The organism is Coleofasciculus chthonoplastes PCC 7420 (assembly GCF_000155555.1).
GTDB lineage: Bacteria > Cyanobacteriota > Cyanobacteriia > Cyanobacteriales > Coleofasciculaceae > Coleofasciculus > Coleofasciculus chthonoplastes_A.
The window spans coordinates 109,122-132,066 of record NZ_DS989865.1; the positions used below are offsets into that span (position 1 = coordinate 109,122).

The 22,945-nt window shown below is 44.9% G+C and carries 20 protein-coding genes; 12 read left to right on the plus strand and 8 right to left on the minus strand.

All coding sequences use genetic code 11. The features are described from left to right. Window positions 1-452 precede the first annotated feature (452 nt). The 5 genes from MC7420_RS27460 (at window position 453) to MC7420_RS40565 (ending at window position 3,305) form a co-directional block, all read left to right on the plus strand. Complete coding sequence (locus MC7420_RS27460; protein ID WP_006104581.1) at window positions 453-644, plus strand: hypothetical protein; 192 nt, start codon at window positions 453-455, stop codon at window positions 642-644. Window positions 645-652: 8 nt separating this feature from the next. Next, entirely contained in the window at window positions 653-1,126 is a 474-nt protein-coding gene (locus MC7420_RS27465) for a hypothetical protein (protein WP_006104596.1), read from the plus strand. A gap of 92 nt (window positions 1,127-1,218) precedes the next feature. Continuing rightward, a complete protein-coding gene (locus tag MC7420_RS27470; protein ID WP_006104635.1) occupies window positions 1,219-1,611 on the plus strand; it encodes a hypothetical protein in 393 nt (130 codons plus the stop codon). 111 nt (window positions 1,612-1,722) lie between these two features. Further along, window positions 1,723-2,988 carry a serine/threonine-protein kinase gene (locus tag MC7420_RS27475; protein WP_006104655.1) on the plus strand — a complete coding sequence of 422 codons (1,266 nt, stop codon included), beginning with the start codon at window positions 1,723-1,725 and terminating at the stop codon, window positions 2,986-2,988. 143 nt (window positions 2,989-3,131) lie between these two features. Then, window positions 3,132-3,305, plus strand: coding sequence for a hypothetical protein (locus tag MC7420_RS40565; protein ID WP_157453355.1), 174 nt, complete (start codon window positions 3,132-3,134; stop codon window positions 3,303-3,305). Between the two features lie 578 nt (window positions 3,306-3,883). Here the strand turns inward: MC7420_RS40565 and MC7420_RS27485 are convergent. From MC7420_RS27485 to MC7420_RS27495, 3 genes are all read right to left on the minus strand, one after another. Beyond that, a complete protein-coding gene (locus MC7420_RS27485) occupies window positions 3,884-4,183 on the minus strand; it encodes a hypothetical protein (protein WP_006104544.1) in 300 nt (99 codons plus the stop codon). Between the two features lie 93 nt (window positions 4,184-4,276). Then, window positions 4,277-5,428, minus strand: a complete 1,152-nt coding sequence (locus tag MC7420_RS42935; protein ID WP_006104560.1) for a tetratricopeptide repeat-containing S1 family peptidase — start codon at window positions 5,426-5,428, stop codon at window positions 4,277-4,279. Between the two features lie 157 nt (window positions 5,429-5,585). After that, window positions 5,586-6,602, minus strand: a complete 1,017-nt coding sequence (locus MC7420_RS27495; RefSeq protein WP_232231796.1) for a S1 family peptidase — start codon at window positions 6,600-6,602, stop codon at window positions 5,586-5,588. A gap of 567 nt (window positions 6,603-7,169) precedes the next feature. Here MC7420_RS27495 and MC7420_RS27500 point away from each other — a divergent pair. The 3 genes from MC7420_RS27500 to MC7420_RS38605 all read left to right on the plus strand — a co-directional run bounded on the left by MC7420_RS27500 (window position 7,170) and on the right by MC7420_RS38605 (window position 9,193). Further along, window positions 7,170-7,436 carry a UPF0175 family protein gene (locus tag MC7420_RS27500; RefSeq protein WP_006104548.1) on the plus strand — a complete coding sequence of 89 codons (267 nt, stop codon included), beginning with the start codon at window positions 7,170-7,172 and terminating at the stop codon, window positions 7,434-7,436. 7 nt (window positions 7,437-7,443) lie between these two features. Then, window positions 7,444-7,926: a DUF3368 domain-containing protein gene (locus MC7420_RS27505; protein WP_006104555.1), complete on the plus strand. Its 483-nt coding sequence runs from the start codon at window positions 7,444-7,446 to the stop codon at window positions 7,924-7,926. A gap of 583 nt (window positions 7,927-8,509) precedes the next feature. Further along, on the plus strand, window positions 8,510-9,193 hold the full coding sequence (locus MC7420_RS38605; protein WP_006104537.1) for a hypothetical protein: 684 nt from the start codon (window positions 8,510-8,512) through the stop codon (window positions 9,191-9,193). Between the two features lie 41 nt (window positions 9,194-9,234). Here the strand turns inward: MC7420_RS38605 and MC7420_RS27515 are convergent, their stop codons facing one another. The 4 genes from MC7420_RS27515 to MC7420_RS27530 form a co-directional block, all read right to left on the minus strand. Further along, window positions 9,235-11,676 carry a WD40 repeat domain-containing protein gene (locus MC7420_RS27515; RefSeq protein ID WP_006104623.1) on the minus strand — a complete coding sequence of 814 codons (2,442 nt, stop codon included), beginning with the start codon at window positions 11,674-11,676 and terminating at the stop codon, window positions 9,235-9,237. A gap of 299 nt (window positions 11,677-11,975) precedes the next feature. Then, window positions 11,976-12,971 carry a methyltransferase domain-containing protein gene (locus tag MC7420_RS27520; protein ID WP_006104660.1) on the minus strand — a complete coding sequence of 332 codons (996 nt, stop codon included), beginning with the start codon at window positions 12,969-12,971 and terminating at the stop codon, window positions 11,976-11,978. A gap of 256 nt (window positions 12,972-13,227) precedes the next feature. Continuing rightward, a complete protein-coding gene (locus MC7420_RS27525; protein WP_006104610.1) occupies window positions 13,228-15,864 on the minus strand; it encodes a CHASE2 domain-containing protein in 2,637 nt (878 codons plus the stop codon). A gap of 132 nt (window positions 15,865-15,996) precedes the next feature. Next, the gene (locus tag MC7420_RS27530; protein WP_044210115.1) at window positions 15,997-16,206 is read right to left on the minus strand and encodes a hypothetical protein; all 210 of its coding nucleotides are present in this window, start codon (window positions 16,204-16,206) and stop codon (window positions 15,997-15,999) included. Between the two features lie 285 nt (window positions 16,207-16,491). Here MC7420_RS27530 and MC7420_RS27535 point away from each other — a divergent pair, with 285 nt between their 5' ends. Next, window positions 16,492-18,144, plus strand: coding sequence for an ABC transporter substrate-binding protein (locus MC7420_RS27535; RefSeq protein WP_006104586.1), 1,653 nt, complete (start codon window positions 16,492-16,494; stop codon window positions 18,142-18,144). 204 nt (window positions 18,145-18,348) lie between these two features. Next, window positions 18,349-19,374, plus strand: coding sequence for an ABC transporter permease (locus MC7420_RS27540; RefSeq protein ID WP_006104561.1), 1,026 nt, complete (start codon window positions 18,349-18,351; stop codon window positions 19,372-19,374). A 294-nt stretch (window positions 19,375-19,668) separates the two neighbouring features. Here MC7420_RS27540 and MC7420_RS35760 read toward each other — a convergent pair whose 3' ends face one another. Beyond that, entirely contained in the window at window positions 19,669-20,361 is a 693-nt protein-coding gene (locus MC7420_RS35760) for a PEP-CTERM sorting domain-containing protein (protein WP_052307560.1), read from the minus strand. A 356-nt stretch (window positions 20,362-20,717) separates the two neighbouring features. On the opposite strand from MC7420_RS35760, the gene MC7420_RS27555 reads away from it, so the two are divergent. After that, on the plus strand, window positions 20,718-21,758 hold the full coding sequence (locus MC7420_RS27555; RefSeq protein WP_006104597.1) for a PstS family phosphate ABC transporter substrate-binding protein: 1,041 nt from the start codon (window positions 20,718-20,720) through the stop codon (window positions 21,756-21,758). A 199-nt stretch (window positions 21,759-21,957) separates the two neighbouring features. Further along, a complete protein-coding gene (locus MC7420_RS27560) occupies window positions 21,958-22,908 on the plus strand; it encodes a phosphate ABC transporter substrate-binding protein (protein WP_006104569.1) in 951 nt (316 codons plus the stop codon). The last annotated feature ends 37 nt before the right edge of the window (window positions 22,909-22,945 follow it).

The following is a 22,945-nucleotide window of genomic DNA, read 5'->3' on the forward strand; positions in this document are numbered from 1 at the left end:
ATCAAACGTCAAGTCAACTGGATTTGACATCCGTAGGTTTACGGACTCTGAAAACTTGATTATCCTCATTCACCGTATTTTTTCTGAGGGTTTGTTATGGGTCATTGGTCATTGGTCATTTGTCATAAGCTGTCATGCATCTAAATTGGGTATGAGTAGCGAGCAAGATGCTCAATGTAGCGAGCAAGATGCTCAATGTAGCGAGCAAGATGCTCAATGTAGCGAGCAAGATGCAAAGCCTGCGGCATGGCTTCGCTTAACGCACTACAAGGGTGGGAGTCCTTTGTTCGGAATCACTTCTCTTCCCTTCTACTCTCTGCTTTCTACCTGTTGCTATATGTCCGAGTAATTGCGGAATCGGCAAATTATAAGTCCTATTTTTTTGTGTAATTTCCCGGAGGAAAAATAAGCCAAATATCTCTAGGATTGATTTAGAGTCAAGGTGATGTTTTATGCGGGTTCATCAACATTCTATTTTATTCGCAGAAGTGAAGCAACTTGTTGAACAACTTCCGCTGGAAGACAAGGCTCAATTAGTTGAAAATTTGTTAACTGGAACTGACTCACCAGCGATTTTTGGGTGCTTAGATTTATCGAATTTGTTTTTTGCGATCGCGAGTTGGATTGCTACACGAGAACTATAAGCCGAACCATGAGTAAGACCCCTTTTTCAGACCCCTTTTTTGCCCAAATTCCTGCGGAAACACTCCAGACATTCACACCCGAACAGTTAGAGGCGATTAAATATGCCTTTAGTCCCCGCCCTTGGAAAACGCATCCGGTTGATATCCGCTTAACCTTACCGATTCCTGGATGCCGCTTTTATCTCGTTTTGTTAGGCGGACGAGAATCTCGCTCTCCTCAACGGCGGCGTGCTGAACGTTCTCAATTTCCGCTATGGACGCCTGCCAATATTGTATTGATTACGGCTTTTTTTTCGTTATTGCTAACCTCCGGCTATGCTACAGTTTCAGTCGTCTTCGCTTCCTTTAAATCTTTTAGTCTTCCCACAACGGCTTATCCTACCAGTCTGCCTTGGATTACCAACTCAGAACAATGCCAGAAAAGCAATAGAACTTGGTCAGAGGGGCAATGTTGGGACAGTGAACACAATCCTCTATTTTAATCCACTTTTTTATTTGATTTTATTTTATTTTATTTTATTTTATTTTATTTTAAATTTGTTTTCGCAACTCGATTAAGCCAAACTCGCATTGTATGAAGCTGTCAAAACCCGATCCATTCATTGAACAATTTTTCGCTCGAATTCCCCCGAAAACGGCGGCAACCTTTAATCCTACTCAACTGGAAATACTCAAACAAACCTTCGGGAGTCGTGCATCGAAAAAACATACTGTTGATTTGCGGTTATCGATGCCATTTCCAAAAGGAGGCTTTTACTGGGTGCTATTGATGGGGAGGGAAAAACGTGGTCGCGATCGCCTTCAGCAAGAGCGTCGTAAACATCCCCTCTGGACTGTTGCCAATGGTTTAGTAATTTCCGGATTTTTATTGATGATTGCCACAGCTTTACTCGGTACAGTTTTTATTCTGGAAGAGCCGGCAGATATTCAGATTAACTCAGAGGTTAACAACGTTGTCAAAGAATAAATCCACGTAGGGACACACTGACGTGCGCCCTCTTCCTGAGATGCGATCCGTTCGTCAATAAACTATGATGTAGAAGATTTTCAGTCAGATATCTCTGGGGATGACGGTTTGATGATTGGACAAACACTAGCTGGACGGTATCACATTATTGACCTTATGGGCGGCGGAATGTTTGGTCAGACGTATCTGGCTGAAGATTTACAGCGTCCTAATCATGACCCTTGTGTGGTCAAACATTTACATCCTCAGTCTACTGATCCGTTTACGTTACAAGAGGCACAACGTTTATTTGAAGCTGAAGCCCAAGTGTTGAATCGTTTGGGAAATCATGACCAAATCCCGCGCCTCTTGGCTCATTTTGAGGAAAATCAGGAGTTTTATTTAGTTCAAGATCTTATCGCGGGACAGCCGTTAAGTCAAGAGGTGAAGCCGGGAAAACGGTTGAGTCAAGAACAGGTGATTAAGCTCTTACAGGGAATTCTGGAAATCCTGGAATTTGTCCATGAACAGAATGTGATTCACCGGGATATTAAACCGTCCAATATTATTCGGCGTCAGTCTGATAAAAAGTTAGTTTTGATTGATTTTGGCGCGGTGAAACAAATTACGACTCAGGTTGTCACGCCCCAAGGACAATCAAATTTTACCATTGCGGTGGGTACAGAAGGCTATATGCCCAGCGAACAAACCCAAGGGAAACCGAGGTTAGCGAGTGATATTTATGCCGTGGGAATGATTGCGATTCAAGCGTTGACGGGAATCGCACCGCAAAATTTACCTGAAGATGGGAAGACGGGGGAAATTATCTGGCGGGAACGGTTAAAAATTAATCCGAAGTTGGCAAAGGTGATTGATACCATGGTGCGCTGTCATTTTAGCCGCCGCTATCAGTCAGCGACGGAGGCGTTAAAGGCGGTGAAGCGGTTGCAATCGTCGGGGAAGTTTGGGTGGGTTTTAAAGTTACTCAGAATTGATTTGGGATTGGTGGTGGCGATGGGTTCGTTTTTAGCGGCTGTGGTGGTGATTCCAGAATTTAGGCAATTTTTCCGCATGGATGAACGGTTAGCACAGGTGGCGGATACCTTAGTTTATGAGAATGAAGGGTTAGGAATTCAGATGAATTATCCGAAAACCTGGGAACAAAAAGGAACGGGTGATCCGTTGAGTGGAACGGTGGCTCGATTTGTGCCAAAGGGGAATAATTCAACTGGGTTTAAACCGGAATTGACGATTAGTGTGGAACCGTTGACGGAATCGATGTCTTTAGCGGATTATACTACGGCATCGGTGGCAGAAATTATTGAGTTTTTGCCAGAGGCGAAGATTTTTTCGTCGGAGTCAGCAAGGTTGGCGGGGGATAAGCTGTCATGCATTTAAATTGGGTATTAGTAGCGAGCAAGATGCAAAGCCTGCGGCATGGCTTCGCTAAAGCCTGCGGCATGGCTTCGCTAAACGCACTACAAGGATTACGCCATTATTGATATTAAGGTTTAAATGCCGAACAGCTTAAGGCTCATCGGGTGATTTATACGGGGAAGGATGAGGAGAATAATGTCCGGTTAAAGTCGATGCAAGTTTGGGTGTTGAAGAAGAATCAGGCTTATATTGTGACGTATACGGCAGAAGAAGGTGAATATCGGGATGGGTTGAAACCTGTGGAAGAGGTGATGATTAAGTCGTTTAAAGTGCGATGATTTTTATCCGAGGGATAGGGTAATGTCCATTCGTGTAAATTTAAGGTGAAAGCTTACCCATCTTGCTTTTCACCCTCATCCCCTAACCCCTTCTCCCATCAAGGGAGAAGGGGAATCATATCAAATCATACCAAGTTGCAGTCTAAGGTAGAATTTGTCATGCTGAGCGTAACCCTTCACTTCGTTCGAGGGCAGGCTCCGTGTAGCGAAGCATCTGTCCAGATTCTTAGCTTCGCTCAGAATGACATGGTAAGCTGTCACGCATTTAAATTGGGAATGGGTAGCGAGCAAGATGCAAAGCCTGCGGCATGGCTTCGCTTAACGCACTACAAGGATTTCGCAATTCTTGACATTATGGTTTAAATGCCGAACAGCTTAGAATGCGACTCGGTATCAGATATTTCTTGCTCCCCTCTCCCTTGCCATAAAAGCGAAGCATCCTTAGTCATCCCCCCTCTTGTAGGGGGGAACGAGGGGGGTTGGGAGAGGGGCTGGGGGTGAGGGGTATAGCTTAAATTGACACCGATAGATAATGCCGTTCCCTAACAGATAGCGCCTGTACTCTGCAATTTATTCAGCTAAATGTTGCAGCATAATTTGTCTAAAAAAAAGGGTTCGTCGTATAAACCCGCCAGGGTTAATAACGGAGAGATGACTAATTGATTAATCGTTCCTTCGGCTAAGGAACCCCGTTCTCGATGACGCCAGAATCGGTGGCGGATTTGGTCTAATGTGGCGATTTCCGAGTCGGTTAGTTCCGGTAAGTCTTGGGTGAACTCTGAGGAGAATTGCTCATTGGTTGTTGGCGTCAGATTAAATCTCTCTCGGAGGTCAAGTAAGCTAGTGATTGTTTTGGATATGGCTTTGGTTTGTGCCATAGGTGATCTAATTGTTTACTTCTATTTTGATAGGAGTTTAGGAATGTAGGCGAAGCCTTATCGTTCGCCTTTGACATTTCCGAAGGGTTATAATCACTGAATTCTATAATTTGTTTTAATCTCAAGTTCTCTAATTATTTGCTGTGCCTTTTGATACCATTCTCTATTTCCTTCTTGCTGATAAATCTCGGCAGCTTTGCGGAAATCTTCAAGCGCTTGGTCATAGTAGGCATCAGCATACTCAGGATTAAGTTTAATCGCCTGATTGTAATCCGCGATCGCTCCTTGGTAGTCTCCCAATTCATCACGAGAATAACCCCGACTGAAGTAGGCTACAGCATTGTCAGGATTAAGCCGCAGTACCTGATTTAAATCCTCAATCGCCGCTTGGTAATTTTCTAGCTCAACGTAAGCATTTCCCCGCCGATAGTAAGCCTCTGGATTATTGGGACTCAGCCGCAGCGCTTGAGTCAAATCAGCAATAGCCTCCTGATAGTTTCCTTTCTCCGTTTTTATCCCTGCCAAGCTAATCAGGTTTTGAGCGGTTGGTTCCTGGGCAACAACTGGGGTACTATCTATCTGTTCCAAATCATTGCGAGCCACTAAAAAAGTATTAATCGGAATCCCAAAACTAAACACTCGTTGGGTGTTGGGTTCAATTTCTGCTCGTCCATTAATTCCCACCACGCGCCCCTTCTCATCCAACATCGGACCACCAGATGTACCGGGAATCGTGGGATTGGTATAGATGAGAGAATAGCCGTCATCTGGATTCGTTAAACGACTGGTAATCTGTCCTCTAGTAAACTGATAGGTACGTTCATTTGTTCCCGGCAGAACATCTGCCCAACCCACCACATATATAGTAGTTGCTTCGGTCATTTGGTCAGAGTTACCCAGATCAGCCGTGGGGTAGGTTTTGTCACTCTCAAACCGCAACACCACTGCATCTAACCCTGGCACTTCTTCGCTGTAATAAACTGGATAGATCTCACCATCAGGGGTTTCGATTTCATATCGCCCCGGCTGATAAATCACATGGCGATTGGTCAGGACATAATAGGTGTTACCCTCTCGTTCAAAAATTATGCCAGAACCATTATTTTCGCCACTGATTTTCACGGTAATTTCCTTGGCGATGGCGTTCACCTCGTCTTTGCTTAAGGCGACAGCAAGCTGAGGTTGTACCAAGACAATCGCTGTACCGATGAGGGCGGCTGGTATGTGATAGGGAAATTGGATCATCGTTTAGACTACCCCGCTAATCAAAATCCAGTTCACTTCATAAAACAGTAAGCTGTTCGGCATTTAAACCTGAATGTCAATAATGGCGAAAGCCTCGTAGTGCGTTTAGCGAAGCCATGCCGCAGGCTTTGCATCTTGCTCGCTACTAATACCCAATTTAAATGCATGACAGCTTATCAGGGAAATTCAAAGCCTCTCTCCTTGCAGGAGAGAGGTTTGGAGAGAGGTTGGGAAAGATCCCTAAAAAGTAAGGAAGACTATCGGGTTGATGGTCGCTGTTTTTTCCTCTATTGTGACTCGGTAGGTTATTTCTGCTGCGCGGTATAAAAGCAGGTGGCGCGAACTGGACAAACGCATCAATGGGAATTCCCCAACTATAATGACTCATCTGTTCCCGCAAATCCGGTTCTGGGATTGAACCATCCATATAGATATAAGGATCACCCCAAAGAGGTTCGGCGTGCATCCCATTAATTCCCACCACCTGACCTCGATTATTCAACAAAGGTCCCCCACTCATCCCTTTTTCAACTGGATTCGTGTACCCAATCCGATAGCCTCCTTCTAGTGCTTTGTCCAGAATCAGAGAAACCTGACCAACTTGTAAGACAAATCCGCCCTGTTTATCCCGAATAACAGGAACTTGAGACAAATCATCGACAAAGGGAAATCCCGCCGCAAATACCTCACCCCCTACCCGTGGTGAAGTTCCCAGAGACGCCACGGGATAGCGCCCATCAGGACTCTGAAACTGCAACAGTGCCAAATCATGACCCGGAAACGACACATTTTGCGGCACATCGGCTTGATAAATCTGACCATCTGGGGTTTGAATCTGATAGGGAGGTTCGGCTGACCGAAGGATATGGGCATTTGTCAGCACGGTATAAACTGAACCCTGTTGGTCAATTAAAATCCCTGACCCCAAAAACCCCCCGGATAACACTTTCACCGTGATTGACTCAGCTAATGTATGGAGTTGCTTGACAGAAAGTTGAGTGAATGACGCTTCCACAAACTCACCGGAATTAGCACCTTGGTCATTTAGCACTGTTGTGGATAGCGCCACAAATAAGCCACCCACACAAACAATTGATATCAGTGCTTCTCGGTACATCTCGGATTCACCTGTAATGGGCTTACAAATCCCAGATATGTCCTGGAGGAAGGTCATCAATATCATCTAAATTAGCAGGTGAATTATCCTCCTGATCATCTTCTGCTAGGAAGCCACCGATATTAAAGAATCCGGTTCCCCTTCTCCCCAGGGTGGGAGAAGGGGTTAGGGGATGAGGGGGAAAATGTTGAGGAGTAGATAGAAACAGCTTAAAACATTGCCAGCATTGACTTTCACCTTAAGTTGACACCAATGACTGACGTGCGCCCGATTTAACCCTGAGCGAAGTCGAAGGGTTAACCGTGTAATCTATTGCTTGATTTTAGGAGTTGTCGGTTAGGTTGACGTAGGAAACCCAACCAAGTTTAGGATTATTGTCTGAAATATTGATTCGATAATATTTTTCCCCGTTAATATTGGTGGGTTACGGCGGATACTTCATTAAAGGGTTATCGCTTGGGTTTAAGTCCCGCCTAACCCACCCTACGTTTTTTGAGGTGTAGTTAATATTGGTGGGTTACGGCGGATACTTTATTAAAGGCTTATCGCTTGGGTTTAAGTCCCGCCTAACCCACCCTACGTTACAATACAAGGTGGTGGAAAGCTAAAGGAATAATTACTCTGATGACAACGGAGACAATTTCTTTTCAAATTTCTCAAGATTTGCTCGCCGCTTTAAAAGTGGGTTCGCTGGAGTTAACCCAAAATCTGCGCTTGTTAGCAGCAATCACCTATTTTCAGGAGAAAAAATTATCTTTGGGCAAAGCCGCAGAACTGGCAGGAATTAATCGTTTAGAATTTATGGATGTTTTAGCGGCAAAAGGTATTATAATTTTTGATTATGATGAATCCGTTTTAAAACGCGAAATTCAAGGAATAAGTCAGTTATAAACAAACAGTGATTATTAGCAACGCCACACCTTTAATTGCTTTTGCCAAAATCAATCAGTTATCTTTATTGCGACAAATAGTTGGGGAGTTGACGATACCTGATGCTGTGGCTAAAGAAATATCAGATTATACTCACAACAAAACTGGATTTATTGACTTAGAACAAGAGACTTGGATTAATCGTCAGGCGATTACCGCTAAAGAACAACTCGCTTTACTACTGCCTAGCCTTGATCGAGGAGAAGCAGAAGTAATTACCTTGGCATTAGAAGAAAAGGCTAAACTTGTTTTAATTGATGAGTTAACGGGTAGAAAGGTAGCAGAGTCTCTCAATCTTAATGTTTTCGGTTCAGTTGGAATTTTGATTAAAGCGAAGCAATTAGGAGAGATTGAAGAAGTCAAACCATTTTTAGATGCCATGCTTAAGCAAGGAATATATTTTAGTCAGAGGTTTATTGATGCCGTAATACAGTTAATGGGAGAAGCTTGAATGTGAGAGTAGGTTGGGTTGACTTAGGAAACCCACCAATATTAATAATAATGATTATTTCTGACTTATTAATTAAATAATACACCGCCCCGTTAATATCGGTGGGTTACGGCGGATACTTCATTAAAGGCTTATCGCTTCGGTTTAAGTCCCGCCTAACCCACCCTACGTTTTTTGAGGTGTAGTTGTCGGTTAGGTTGACGCAGGAAACCCAACCAAGTTTAGGATTATTGTCTGAAATATTGATTGAATCATATTTTCCCCCGTTAAGCTGTTCGGCATTTAAACCTTAATGTCAATAATGGTGAAATCCTTGTAGGGCGAGCATCTTGCTCGCTACTAATACCCAATTTAAATGCATGACAGCTTAATATTGTGGGTTACGCCCGGATACTTCCATTAAAGGGTTTTCGGGTGGGGGTTAAGTGTTGGCCCAACCCCCCAACCCACCCTACGTTTTTTGATTCAAGTATTTCCCCCCTGGCTCTTTTTTTCGAGAGAAAGGGGTTTTAATTTTGATTGTTTTGTTATAACATTGTTACAAGCAAGCAATACACTAATATGACATAAGGAAAAGAACCCTATGAAACATTTCCCGCCTCACTTCGACACCAGCTATACGGCTGAAACGACTACCCAGCAAGCGTTAACGGAATTTGGGATTACCCAACTCCTGTCTCTACTCAAGCACTACCGCGATATTGATTTTGATGCGTCGCAAATGCACCTAACGGATGCTGAAGTCCATGCGATCGCGAAGCTATTTATTCAGCAGTTGATCGAAAGTCTCAACGGTAAACTCATCGCTGGCGCTTTAAATACCCTGCGCCATGGTGAGGAAATAGAAGAGATTGAACCGATGAGTGAAGAGGATCAAAATGATCAAAATCTCTACTGTTATCCCACCCATTCTTGCCATCGGATTGCGCCTCTATCTGTGCATAGTCCAACTGGACGCTATAATCCCCAAGGGCGAAACTATCCCCGCCCAATTACTCAGCGGGAACAATACATCATTCACCTCTATTGTTACTGTGAATTAGGGATGACACCCAAGCAGTTTTATGCCAAATGGGATGTCACTTATGAGCAACTTTCTCACATCTGTTCTCGTTCCCAGGGGACGGTTCAGAGTTGGTTTAACCGAGGGAAAGGCTATCATCGTCCTCAACCCGTTGACTTGCGCCATCTGGCAATTATGGATTTTTTGTTAGAGCATTTTGAAGAGATACCTCAATCCTTGATTAACCTTCTGTGTTCGTCTTGATAGCACAAACGCCAATAAGGGAGACGCGCCATGGCGCGTCTCTACAAGGGACGCCACAATTTAATTGTCTTATCCTCACTCCCACTGGCGAGGAGTCCATCACCACCAATGGCAAGGGCGTATACTGGGGCGGTATGATCCTCAAGGGTTTGCATGAGTTCTTCCCGATGCAGATGCCAAATCTTGATTGTCTTGTCCTCACTTCCACTGATGAGATAGTCACCATCGAGACTCAGCGCGATCGCATACACGGCTCCTGTATGATCGGTTAATGTAGTCAGGAGTTTCCCTGTCTCAAAATCCCATAACTTAATCGTCTTATCTTCACTTCCACTGACAATCGTTTGTCCATCAGGACTAATCGCCACCGCCCTGATACTGGCTTTATGTCCACTCAGCGTCCGTAATAGTTCTCCGGTTGCCAATTTCCATATCTTAACCGTCTTATCTCCACTCCCACTCACTAAACTTTGACCATCGGGACTAATCGCTAGGGAATACACCCATTCTTTATGCCCAAATAGCGTGCGGAAGGGTTCTCCTGTGTTTAAGTTCCATAATTTAATTTTGTGGGAACCACTAGCCAGAGTGTGATTATCCGGACTAATTGCTAGGGAATGAATTTGCTTGCGATGTCCAGAAAGCGTCCACAGCAGTTTACCCTGATGTAGATTCCAGACTTTAATATAACTGCGATTTTTTGACTGATCGCTACTGGCTAAAATCTGCCCATCCCGGCTAAGGGTAAGGGTTAAAACTCCACCAGAATGCCCATTTAATTGCTGAATAGGTGTCGAATTCAGGCTGATAATATCCCAAATCTTAATCGTACTGTCACCCCCACAACTTAACAGGGTACGTCCATGGGGATGAATCGCGATCGCACTCACTTTACCACTGAGTCCCGTGAACGTAGAGGTTAAGCTTAGATTAGCCAACGTCTGCTGCTGTTGACGGGATGCGATCGCCTCTAGCAACTCCTGAACTTGATTTGCCCCTTGTTCATCGCCCACGGCGGCTAAACAGGATTGTAGCATCTGGCAATAGTGGTGATCCTGTTGGGTTAATACCAATCGCATGGCTTCAAATGCCTGTAAGCCTTCTTGATGCGGCTGTTTCCGTTGTTGCAGCCACGCTTTCAGAGACGATTTAATCTGTATTGTTGCCCAGGATTTATCGGGTAAACAGGTTAAACTCTGTGCCAATTTTAAACTCAGTTCCGGTTCCCAGTAAGGGCGTTCACTAACCAGTGACTGTAACACCTCTTGATAAATTGAAAGAGTGGTTTGCATCACCACTTGGACTAAATTCGGATCAGAGACTTCCGCAATTAATGGTGGTAATAATTCCGGCAAAAGCGGCGGTACATCCGAGTGAACCAGATGGTGAATATCCGCCACCCAGCCCGCCACTAAACAGTGACAGGTACTTAAAAACTGGCAAAAGTTGTCCCAGTCGCGGCGGTTCACTTTATAGGGAAAAATCAATTCCCCCGGATCAATCCCAGCTTGTTGCAATTCTTCGGATTCTTCCAAGTAGGCTAAATTAATCGCATTGTCGCCACCTTTGGCATTAATATTCTCAATACTCTTTCCCAATGCCAGGAGTTTATCTCGCGTGGTTTTCCATTTCAACGCCCTGGCTCTTGTTGATTCATAGATAAACTCTCGATAGGAGAACTTACATAAGGTTGAATAGCAATAACTGTCCTGTCCCAATCCCCAATAAGCGAGGCGAAAAATCAGAAAATCGCCATCAATTTCTGATTCTAATATTAAGGTAGGTTCAGACTTCAATAAACTAAACAGCGCCTTAATACTCGATTCACTATGAAACCGCTTACTCTCCCACGCCCCGCCTAAAAATTCAGTGGGTCTCACTTGAGAATGCAGGGGATAATGTTGACTTAAGAATTCTCGCAATCGTTGCGCCAAACCCAGTTCAATTTCTGGCACTTCTGAGTTCATTTCCCCAAACCGTTCAAACTGAACCTGGGGAGGGGCAATAAAAATTCGCAGGGGAATCGGGCGATTGGGGCGATGGGGTTCGAGGAGTTGGGAGGGGAATAGGCGGAGGGGCCAATGATCGAGGATTTTATGGACTTCCGGTAACTGGAGGGTGGTTTCCCGTTGATAGGCGGCGAGTTTGAATAGGGTTTGGCGATGTTCGGCGACGAGTTGCTGCTGAAGGGCTTTCTGTTGCTGGAAGCGCTGCTGTTCTAGGTGATCCGTTTCATCTACGGTTTGCGCGATCGCGTTGATCACATCTGGCAGTTTATTGGCAAAATGTTGCCCCATTGCCACCAGTTTTTCTCCTTGAGGGACTTCATCGACCCCCTGATAGGGTAAGATAAGAGGTTTGGGTTCAGATGTTGGTTTCTCGTTTAAGGGTATACCATTAAATTGATTGGTCGTTTTCAGATAGACCAGGGTCTTAAAAACAGGGACAGCCCATTGCAGAAGTAATTTTAACCACGGCTCCATAATAGTTATCTCTAGAGGCAACATTGACCTGAATAGTCAGGACTGACGCTTGCTGTACCGTTGAACCACTATCTGTAGGGAACATATTGTACCTCTACTCCAGGCTTATGCAAGTCATATCAGGATTGATCCAGTTTTCACAAAATCTAAGGATAGCAGGGATAGGTCATACCCCCATGTCAACAAAAACACGATCAGCACAGCGCAAGCCAAATAAACCTGATACCACTGAGGTACACAGACAGATCCCCGACTTCTTGGAGAAGTTGGGGATCTTGCTTAGAGTCAAATTTGATTCATCACCGTTCTGTCGCCACAGCTTGAGTCGAGACGGTTTCGGTTAAATTGGCTGGAGAATTGGCTCGAATAGCGCGAAACATACCAAATCGACAAAGCCCAGAACCGAAGGCTAGCCGCATTAATAAAATTGTCGGCACTTCTCGCACAGACTTGATAAAACCGGATAGACCAAACTGTAGCCATCCCTGGGGTCGAACGATGCCTTGCCAGATAGTATCAAGCCAAGATGGAAGCGTTTCCTCTGTCCAATCTGCCGTTGCTACACTGCCCTCAACCAGTCCGGTTTCCTGCAACCGTTCCGCAAACCCTTCAATGCTAGAAAACGCTGGATGAGACCACTGATCCAAAAGTTGCCGCATCACCGGACGCTCCCAAAAATTAAGTGGTTTCCGGCGATCATCCCGTTGATTCCAGTCAGCAACAACCAGAATACCACCAGGCTTGAGTACCCGCATTAATTCTTTGGCAAAAAGAGCTTTATCGGGAATATGAGGACCCACTTCAATTGACCAAACCACATCAAAATTGGCATCTGGGAAAGACATTGCCATCGCATCATCGACTAAAAATGTCGCATCTAAGTCCTTTGGCGTTAACTCTTGAGCGCGTTTTATTTGTTGAGGACTGATGCTAATTCCGGTTACGGCAAACCCGTAATCCCGTGCTAAAATACGACTGCTGCCGCCGATGCCACACCCGACATCTAAAACAGTGGTTCCTGGGGGTAATTTATCGAGTCCTCCCCAACGCACCATTTCATGCACAAAATCTGATTTTGCGGCTAAAAAATCCTTGGGTTGAGGCGGTGAACCATAATGCCCTAAGTGGATATGTTCGCCCCAATAAAACTCTAAAATACCATCTTCTGTCCATTGGTCGTAAGAATTGACCACCGATTCAGAGGATTGATAGCGGCGACCCGTAACCAGATAGAGTAGGATCGCGATCGCGAAGAGTCCTAGCAGTAGTCCCAGAAGCGGAAAAAAGAAATTCATCAACGTTAAACCCTCAAATTTTTGACTCTGTTGATAATCGGGTTCAGAGTTGCCTGATTAACCCACGTTATAATAACGGGCGGGTTTGGTTTAGAGGTTATCGGTAGATATCCCAATTAAACAGCTAAACCCGCCCCTACAATTAACTTATTTTAACGGCTATTACTGAACTGACACTCTAGGTAATCAGTGTGATCAGCTGATGGGCATTTAAATTGGGTATTCCCCGTTCCCTGTTCCCTCCACAATAACGATTTCAATCTTCACCCTGTTTCTGACAAGCATCTAAATAAATTTGAGCTACTTGATCAACGGGATTAATCTGTAAACACTCTTGAAAAATTTGGGCAGATTCTTTAAATAAACGTTTACTATATAGAAATAAAGCCTTCTCAAAATCAGGCTTCGTCATTAACTTGACCGAGCGCAGTTCTGGTGGATCTGCCTCAAATATTTCAAAAACAGAGACCATTTCACTTTTGCCCTTAACCTGGACTTGACCGATAATCCGGAAAGCATATTCAACTGGATGATTTAGCTGTAAAAACGTGTGATGAGAAATTAATAAGGATACCCCATATTCTTTGGTAAGCTGTTCTAAGCGAGCCGCTAAATTAACCGCATCACTAATCACAGTACCATCCATGCGATTGTGTCCGCCCACGGTTCCCAGCATCAGCGAACCAGTGTTAATCCCAATCCCAATCTGAATCGGGGGACGATCCGGGCGTTGCCGCGTTTTATTATAATCAGTCAACCGATTTAACATATCAATTCCGGCGCGAACCGCATCATCCGCACTACCATTAAATAGCGCCATAATCGCATCACCGATATATTTATCAATAAAGCCATCATGTTCGACAATAGCGGGTTCCATGCGCGACAGATAGGCATTGATAAATTTAAAATTATCCTCTAAACTCATCCGTTCCGAGAGAGTGGTGAAGGAACGAATGTCCGAAAATAGAATTGACATTTCCTTCTGCACCGCCTCGCCGAGTTTGACATCGACAATACTTTTCTTGTCCAGCAATTTCAGGAAATTTTCTGGGACAAACCGTTCATAGGCTTGATTCAGTTGCAGGAGTTGAGCCGTGAAATCCTTGCGTTCAATTTCAGCTTTTTTCCGTTCAGTAATATCTTGAAACGCCGCGATCGCAAAGGTGACTTTGCCCCCTTCATCAAAAATTGGGATACCCCAAGCTTCAATCGGAATAATCTGATCGCCCTGGTGAATTTCAATGTCATCAGCCGTGGCACTTTCTCCCATTAACGCTTGCACCACGGGCAATAAGTCCGCCGGATAGAGTTGTTCAGTTCCAGCAATATAAAATTGATAGACCTCAGCGAATTGTTCAGCAAAGGTATCAGGAACCACGCCTTTACCCATTAACTGTTGCGCCCGTTGATTCAGGTAATAGGTTTTTCCGGTTGCATCTAATACCGCTACGCCAACCGGAACCGCTTCCAGGAATTGGGCTAAGCGGCGTTCACTTTCCCGTGCGGCTTCTTCGGCTTGTTGATGTAACTCCTCCTCAATCGCATCGGAATGAGCCGTGGTGGTTTCGAGTAATATTTCTAAGTCAGCATTGTAGCGCTGCAATTCCCAGGTTTGGTAAAGTGCGATCGCCATTGATGATCCGATTAATGCCACAAGCGGCGAAACCACGGGCAACCACCAGTTAACGAGAAACGCCCCATAACTGCCAACCACCAGGATGCTACTCATGAAGAACGTGCCGAAACCGACAACCATCCAGCGGGGAAAAATCCTATCCGCGAATTGGTTCGCTTGTTGGAGTTTCCAGCTTCCTCCAGCACCAATAAAAGACCAGACTACAATCCATAACCACTCGACTGGATCAACCCAAATTGTCAGCCAAGACGGTTGGTTTATTCTATCAATGAAGGGAATTAAAGGGCGTCCATCAATCGCCTTAATTAAAGGGCGTCCCGCCATCGCCCCACTAATAATCTGACTGGCGATATTGGCATGAATAATCACGCCCGGTGTTTGCTGACGCGAACCGATGGTATTTTGACTATAGGGTGTAAAGAATAAGTCGTTAGCACTTTGTCCGGTAGCGCCAATCAGAATAATGCGATCGCGCATCAAATCTGGTGGTATCCGATTCTCTAAAATATCAGCAATGGATACAGTTTGGAAGTTCTCTCTCGGTCCGCGATAGTTTAAGAGGATTTGATAGCCACCCACATCAGCATTAACATAGCCACCTTCATTTCCCGCCAATGGCACAAATTCCGCCTTACCCAACTGTAAATGACTCTTAGCTTCATCCGTCATTTGCAGGGTAATCCCTTCGGCGTCTAGATACATTAACGCCAGCTTTACCCCTAATCCCAAGTGGATGGACTCATCGTCTAATTGCACAGACAGCAATCCGCGACGAACTTTGCCATCCGCATCCAAGACTAAATCAGCCATCGCCACTTGATCCAGTTGTTTTAGGGTTGGCGATGGTGCGACTGTCTCTCCGACAACTTTTTCCACACCAATCAGATTTGGTGTAGACTGAAACACCTCGACTAATTCCTGATGACCCGGTTCAACTGGCAAGTCCCGATATAAATCCAAGCCAATCGCCCTCGGCTGTTGGGCGTTTATTTTTCTAAGTAACTGTGCTAAGACCTGATCAGGAATGGGCCACGTCCCGATCTGGGTAATATCAGACTCATCAATGGTGATCACCAGAATGCGGGGATCAACTGGTTCTTGGGGACGCTGCTGAAAAAATTGGTCGAGTGTTGCCCATTCGAGAAGCTGAAACGAACCCGTCCAAGCCGTAGCGATCACCAATCCGGCGACAGTGGGGGCAGTGATCAGTACCCCTTGCCATTTAGAAATATTCTGCTTGAGCTTTTGCCACATTTAGGATGAGCAACCAAAATTAACATGAGTAGTCCCCTGATTGCTATGGCGAATCGTTCTCTATTCCTTACTGTAGCTCAACTCAAGCTGAATCGTGGCTCAAGCAGTTTGGCTTGTTTGGCTCAACCTAAGCTAGTAACTATCTTCGCTGCCTACGGTATGCAGCGCTAAATCATTATTAGCGCGATTGAGTCGATCCGCGATCGCGGATCGAAGTTTCAGTGTGATCGATGGTGTAGCCAGTACCTCTTGGGCTTGTTCTCGGTAGATAGCACTAGTTACCGGATCAACTTGGTCAATTTTCTGTAAATTTGAAAATACTGTATCCGCAGAAATGGTCATTGGATTAAACCCTTTCATCACATATAATTACGATCTTGACTTAAGTCTCGAACAGATGGCAATAGTTGAATGATTAAAATAAAACAAAAATTCTTCGACGCATCAGCTTCAACGGATGTATGGCAATGTTGAGATGCTCTAACGTGACAAATCCCTATCCGCCTGTGGGAGTGCCGATTGCGGTTTGGGAGCCGATTGTATAAGCTTTAGCTTACTACATCAAAGGCTGCCAACCCGTTTTAACGGGTTTAAGCTTTTAGCGCGAACTTTAGTTCAGGGCTTAATATGAAATTTCCCTTATCTCGTCAGAAACGGCAGATTATTCAATTTCTCGGTTTATTCTGCTGCTGTTGCATCCTGATTATTAGTTGTGGTGGGCAAAATACACCCACTGATAATGCTGCAAGTTCCGTCACTAGCATCAGTAGCCCTGAACGCATCGCTGTGGGTTCCGTTGCCAAACCCCGAACCCTTGACCCCGCTGATGCCTATGAAGTGGCGATTAGCGATATTATTACCAGCTTAGGCGATCGCCTCTATACCTACGAGGGGGATACAGATACGCTAATTCCCCAACTGGCGACAGAACTCCCGCAAGTCAGTGATGATGGGTTAACCTACACGATTCCTGTGCGTCAGGGTGTTACCTTCCATGATGGCACACCCTTTAACGCAGACGCCATGGCATTTTCCTTGAGGCGGTTTAGTGAAAACGGCGGTAAACCTTCCGCCCTACTTTCTAACGTCATGGAATCCGTAGAAGCCACAGGGGAATACGAACTCACAATCAAGCTAAAAAATGACTTTGCTCCCTTCCCTTACCTACTAGCCTTTCCTGGATTAAGTGCAGTTTCGCCTCAAGCTTATGAAATTGGGCAAGGCAAATTTAAACCCAATGATTTTGTGGGAACAGGTCCCTATAAACTGGTTTCCTTTGAGCCAAATTTAGTCAAAGTGGATGTATTTGAGGACTATTGGGGAGAAAAACCGCCCAATCAAGGGATTGACTTTCAGTTTCTCAGCAGTCCCGCTAACTTGTATAATTCCTTTACCACAGGTGCGGTTGATATTGCTTATCGTGACTTAGATGCCGATCAAATTCTCAGCCTCAAAGAGGATGCTGAATCGAAAGGGTATCAGGTACTAGAAAAGCCCAGCAGTCGTGTAGACTATATGGTGCTAAATGTCAAGCAGAAACCCTTAGATCAGGTAGAAGTCCGACAAGCGATCGCGGCGTTAGTGGATCGCCCGTTAATCATTGATCGCGTCTATCGGGGTCAAGCTGAACCCGCTTACAGTATTATTCCCGACACCTTTGCCACCAGCAAACCTGTATTTAAGGAACCTTATGGGGATGGCAATGTGGAAAAGGCAAAAGAACTTCTAACCCAAGCTGGTTTTTCTGCCGAAAATCCGTTTGAATTTGAAATTTGGTACAGTTCCGATAGCCCCCAGCGCCAACAAATTGTTACCCTTATCAAAGAATATGCCGAGCAAAAAATGGAGGGTTTGATGCAAGTTAAACCGCAATCTGTTGAATCTGCTACCCTCTTTGGTAATATTCCCAAAGGCATTTATCCCAGCTATTTAGTCGCTTGGTTCCCAGATTTTGGCGATGCAGATAATTACGTCAGTCCTTTTTTCAGTTGTACGAAAGGCTCAGCGGAAACTGGATGTCAGGAAGGAGCTAGTCAAAGTCAAGGTTTCTTCTATTACAGTGAGAAAATGAACCAACTCATTGAGGCGCAACGAAAGGAACAAGATCCCCAGGCGCGACAAGAACTATTTGAGCAAATTCAAGAGCTAATCGCTCAAGATGTGCCGATGGTTCCCTTATTGCAGAAAAAAGAATTTGCGTTTGCTCAAGACAGCTTACAGAACGTAGAAATTAACCCAATTATTGGTATCTCGTTTTGGCAAGTTGACAAAAATGCTTAAGCTGACGTCTACAAAGCCTCGATTTATAGTGGCGTGGCACACCTTATTTGGTGGATTAGCATTGGTTCGTAGTGAGGGCTTTAGCCCTATACAGCTAGGCGTTATAGCACTAAAGTGCTTACGACAAACAAAACCCTATTGTTTAACATGCACCCAACGATAAACCTGTGTTAATCCTACTCGCCCTACCTAATTTGAATTCAGATGTCTCGTTCTCGTGCCTTACTTTACTACATCATCGCCCGGTTGCTTCTAGCACCGTTAATGATGTGGACGATTGTTACTATCGTATTTTTACTCCTCCGCGCTACGCCAGGAGATCCCATTGATGCGGTAATTGGTAATCGTGCAGATGAAGATGTGAAAGCTGAATTTCGGGAAAGGTTGGGATTAAATCAGCCGCTACCGTTACAGTATATAAACTATTTACTCCGTTTACTCCGCCTCGATTTAGGTAGTTCAATTACTGACCAAGGACGAGATGTTTGGCAAGTAATTCAGCAGTATTTTCCGGCGACGGCAGAAGTAGCGGTATGTAGTATGATAGTCGCGATAACTGTAGGAATTGGTGTGGGTATTTTTTCCGCCTCTCGTCCTGGTACAGTCTTTGATTTAGGGGGACGGTTATTTGGGATTATTACCTATGCCTTACCGATATTTTGGGCAGGAATGATTGTCCAGTTAATCTTTGCCGTACAGTTAGGATGGTTTCCCCTAGGTGGACGATTTCCGGCATCAGTAACTCCGCCCACAGGATTCACTGGACTGTATACGGTTGATAGTCTCTTGAATGGGAATTTCAACCAATTTTTAACGGCGTTATATTATTTAACCCTACCCTCGTTAACCTTAGGAATTCTTCTAAGTGGAATTTTTGAGCGTATTGTCCGGGTAAATCTCAAGCAAACGCTGAAGGCTGATTATGTGGAAGCTGCACGCGCTAGAGGGATTCAGGAACGGACGATTCTGCTGCGTCATGCATTGAAAAATGCTTTGATTCCGGTGATTACAGTAATGGGACTCACGTTTGCTTCGTTGCTAGGGGGTGCGGTGTTAACTGAAGTTACCTTTTCGTGGCCCGGATTAGCGAATCGATTATATGAAGCGATTCAGTCACGAGATTACCCGACGGTGCAGGGAATTATGGTATTTTTTGGCGCGATTGTGGTGATGGCGAGTATTGCGATTGATATTATCAATGCTTTAATTGACCCGCGTATTCGCTATTGATTATTCATTGTTTAGTAACCCCTGCCACGGCGATTAAAATCGCTGCTACACTTGCCAAAGCCACGGCGATTGAAATCGCTGCTACACAAACAAAGTCCGCCTGCGCGGACTGGGTTATAACGGGGGTAGCGTTCCCCGGATTTGGTATGACTTTGGTAGGTTGGGTTGAACGAAGTGAAACCCAACAGATTACAGATTCCAGCTAGCGTTTGTTGGGTTTCGTACCTTGACCCAACCTACCTCAATTTATTGACTCCAAAACCAGATGGCTAGTTGGCTATATTGGCTTTTGAGCTAATTTTTCTTTTGCTTTTTCGATTGCTGTTTCTTAAACAAAGCCCCAAATCCTAGCGCCATACTGGAACCCAGGATGGTGAGGGGTTCAGGAACAGCGTAGGTAACATCATCGATGGCACCACTACCAGGGAGATCAACTTCAAGACGGGTTACTTTGGTATTACTAAAACCGTCCACTGTAATAAACTCGTTATCTCCAGCGCCCACACTACTCAACGAGTCTACTAGAGTACTGCCGTTAAATGTTTCAAATATCGCTGGTCTTCTTTCATCACCATCCAGATAGACAAAACTCTTAAGAAAGATAGGCTCAGGAAAGGTAAATGTTATTAAACCACCACGCCGGCTGTCGTTTGGGCTAGCAGAATTGTTATTTTGACTGATAATTAGAACGTTGCCGAATTGGTTTCCAAAGAACAAGTCATCGTCATTACCTGTGCAGTTACTGTCGTCAATACCACCACCGCATGTGCTGTCAAAGATCATCAGCTCACGAGGTTGCCCACCTGTATTTCCCTGACCAGATACGTTGAGGGTGACGCCTTGAGCTGTCGTTGCTCCAGTCACTACAGCACCTTCACTAAATCCGGAAAAGTTAACAACAGCAGCCTGGGCGGGGTTAGCGTGGAGTGTCGCTAGACCCAACAAGGTACCAACACCAGCGATCGCAAGCTTCATTTTTTGGTACATTATAATACCTATTTTTGTAAAGACGTGTAAAGTTTTTCAACTTGAATAACAGCTTAACCTCGCTTTTAAACCTTTTGTGTAAAGTTTTCGTAAAGAAATTCAGTGTAAATACTCTATTTATTTAAAGTTTTTGTAAAGCTATCCGGCGTCTAAATTAGTTGTGAACTAACGATCCTTGCTAGACAAGGGTTTCAGTCCCATTTTTGTTCACGAATCATTTAGACTGGCTCAGGCGCTCTTTTGTCACTCTAGGAAAGCCAGGGGGATAAGGGAGACAAGGGGGATGCGAAAAAACTGGACAATTGCCAGGTAAGCTAGAGGTGATTGGTGATTTGGCGACTTGAACTCACGATCGCATGTCTCAGAAAAACGAAACGACTGTATTAGTTTTAGCCTTGCTGATTACCCTTGGTTTAGTTGGGGGCGGGGTTTGGTGGTTTAGCCGTGAGTCTGACTTAATCAACACAAACCGCCAGGTTAAGGTTAATCGTCAATCTCCTGAACAATCCCAACAGGTTAAAACCTTTGCCCAAGTGGAAGGTGTACCCGAAGGACTCTTCAGCTATGGAGGTAGCACGACTTGGGCACCCATCCGTGAAGTCGTAGACCCCGCCATTCAAACCGTGTGGCCCCAATTCCGATTGCGTTACACTGATCCGACAACAGGCGCACCCGGTTCGGGTACAGGGATTAAAATGCTGTTAAATAACCAATTGGCATTTTCCCAATCCTCGCGCCCCCTGAAACAAGAGGAATATGAACAAGCCCAGCAACGCGGCTTTACTCTCAAAGAAATTCCTATCGCTATTGATGGTATCGCTGTTGCGGTTAATCCTGACCTGCAAATTCCGGGTTTGACGATTACTCAGCTAAAAGATATTTATACGGGTAAGATTACCAACTGGAATCAAGTCGGGGGTACTGACTTACCGATCATCCCTTATTCCAGACGCCCAGAAGAAGGCGGTACAATTGAGTTTTTTATGGACAATATTTTAGAGGGAGAAGAGTTTGGGGCGACGGTTGAGTTTATCCGCACCACAACTCAAGCCCTGAGAGTGTTAGCGGATAATCCTGGCGGCATTTATTACGCCTCTGCACCTGAAGTTGTGCCTCAATGTACAATAAAATCTTTACCGATTGGACGCAAACCCGATGAACTGGTTCCTCCTTACCAGGAACCTTTTGTGCCGCTTTCCCAATGTCCCGGACAGCGCAATCAGCTTAATAAGCAGGCGTTTCAATCGGGAAGTTATCCAATTACTCGTCGATTATTTGTCATTGTTAAACAAAATGGTCAACTTGATGAACAAGCTGGGGAAGCGTATGCGCGATTGTTACTTGCGAATCAGGGTCAGGACTTAATTAGCCAAGCCGGATTTGTCAGGTTGCGCTGAGTTGAGTAGGGGAGATGGGGGAGATGGGGGAGTAAACGAATGACAAATGACCAATGACCAATGACCAATGACAAATGACCAATGACAAATGACCAATGACCAATGACAAATGACCAATGACAAATGACCAATGACAAATGACCAATGACCAATGACCAATGACCAATGACCAATGACCAATGACCAATGACTAATAATTATGTCACAGAAAAACGAAACTGGAACCCTTATTGCTGCGTTGATAATTACACTTGTTATATTAGCGGGTGGTTTTTGGTGGTTTACTCGTCAATCGGGTATGAATTTGGGAACATTGACAGGAGGCGAGAATAACTCGACTCAAAATCCATCCCCACCCACTCAACCTGCCAATCCGGGAACGCCATCCGCGAATCCCAATAGTGTTTTTCCGCCGCCTCAAACTGTCCCCAGTGGCACAATTGTTCGGATAGCAGGTTCGACGACTATGGTGCAAATTAATCAAGCCTTGAAACAAAGTTTTGAACAGCAGTTTCCTGGTACAACTGTGGAAACCCAAGCTGAAGGTTCAGATAAGGGGATTCTAGCGCTGTTAACCGGAAGTGTCGATATTGCGGCGATTTCTCGTCCTCTGACCTCCCAAGAACAGTCCCAAGGCTTAGTGGCTGTACCTGTAACCAAAGATGCGATCGCGATCGTGGTGGGTGAGGAAAATCCTTTTCAGCGAGGCTTAACTCAGGCGCAAGTTCAGCAAATTTTTCAAGGACAGATTACCAATTGGTCACAAGTCGGTGATGCTTCAAAACAGATTCGGGTGATTAATCGCCCTCCGGTTAGCGGAACTCATCAAGCGTTTCAAGAACTGGTACTTAATGGTGGGCAATTTGGTACAACACCTAATATTGTCACAATGCCGCAAGATGCAACCACTCCCATTTTGCGAGAATTGGGCAACAATGGAATTAGTTATGCCACCTACGCCCAGGTTGCGGATCAACAAACGGTGCGAATTGTACCTGTCGATGGGTTAACCCCAGAAGCGGCAAATTATCCCTATCAACGAGAACTTTACTACGTCTACAAACAGCCTGCAACGCCGCAGGTGCAAGCCTTTCTGGGTTATGTTGGTTCACCCCAAGGACAAGGTGCGATCGCGGCGACTAACCAGTAAGTTGTTGTGCTATGTTCTCCTATAGGAATTTCACGAG

Excerpts from the sequence above, each read along its gene's own strand:
- MC7420_RS27520 (WP_006104660.1), bottom strand. The coding sequence starts at position 12,971 with ATGAATTTCTTTTTTCCGCTTCTGGGACTACTGCTAGGACTCTTCGCG.
- MC7420_RS27525 (WP_006104610.1), bottom strand. The coding sequence starts at position 15,864 with ATGTGGCAAAAGCTCAAGCAGAATATTTCTAAATGGCAAGGGGTACTG.
- MC7420_RS27485 (WP_006104544.1), bottom strand. The coding sequence starts at position 4,183 with ATGGCACAAACCAAAGCCATATCCAAAACAATCACTAGCTTACTTGAC.
- MC7420_RS27540 (WP_006104561.1), top strand. The coding sequence starts at position 18,349 with ATGTCTCGTTCTCGTGCCTTACTTTACTACATCATCGCCCGGTTGCTT.
- MC7420_RS27515 (WP_006104623.1), bottom strand. The coding sequence starts at position 11,676 with ATGGAGCCGTGGTTAAAATTACTTCTGCAATGGGCTGTCCCTGTTTTT.
- MC7420_RS27555 (WP_006104597.1), top strand. The coding sequence starts at position 20,718 with ATGTCTCAGAAAAACGAAACGACTGTATTAGTTTTAGCCTTGCTGATT.
- MC7420_RS27535 (WP_006104586.1), top strand. The coding sequence starts at position 16,492 with ATGAAATTTCCCTTATCTCGTCAGAAACGGCAGATTATTCAATTTCTC.
- MC7420_RS27495 (WP_232231796.1), bottom strand. The coding sequence starts at position 6,602 with ATGACCTTCCTCCAGGACATATCTGGGATTTGTAAGCCCATTACAGGT.
- MC7420_RS35760 (WP_052307560.1), bottom strand. The coding sequence starts at position 20,361 with ATGTACCAAAAAATGAAGCTTGCGATCGCTGGTGTTGGTACCTTGTTG.
- MC7420_RS27470 (WP_006104635.1), top strand. The coding sequence starts at position 1,219 with ATGAAGCTGTCAAAACCCGATCCATTCATTGAACAATTTTTCGCTCGA.
- MC7420_RS27465 (WP_006104596.1), top strand. The coding sequence starts at position 653 with ATGAGTAAGACCCCTTTTTCAGACCCCTTTTTTGCCCAAATTCCTGCG.
- MC7420_RS42935 (WP_006104560.1), bottom strand. The coding sequence starts at position 5,428 with ATGATCCAATTTCCCTATCACATACCAGCCGCCCTCATCGGTACAGCG.
- MC7420_RS27475 (WP_006104655.1), top strand. The coding sequence starts at position 1,723 with ATGATTGGACAAACACTAGCTGGACGGTATCACATTATTGACCTTATG.
- MC7420_RS38605 (WP_006104537.1), top strand. The coding sequence starts at position 8,510 with ATGAAACATTTCCCGCCTCACTTCGACACCAGCTATACGGCTGAAACG.
- MC7420_RS27500 (WP_006104548.1), top strand. The coding sequence starts at position 7,170 with ATGACAACGGAGACAATTTCTTTTCAAATTTCTCAAGATTTGCTCGCC.
- MC7420_RS27530 (WP_044210115.1), bottom strand. The coding sequence starts at position 16,206 with ATGACCATTTCTGCGGATACAGTATTTTCAAATTTACAGAAAATTGAC.
- MC7420_RS27560 (WP_006104569.1), top strand. The coding sequence starts at position 21,958 with ATGTCACAGAAAAACGAAACTGGAACCCTTATTGCTGCGTTGATAATT.
- MC7420_RS27460 (WP_006104581.1), top strand. The coding sequence starts at position 453 with ATGCGGGTTCATCAACATTCTATTTTATTCGCAGAAGTGAAGCAACTT.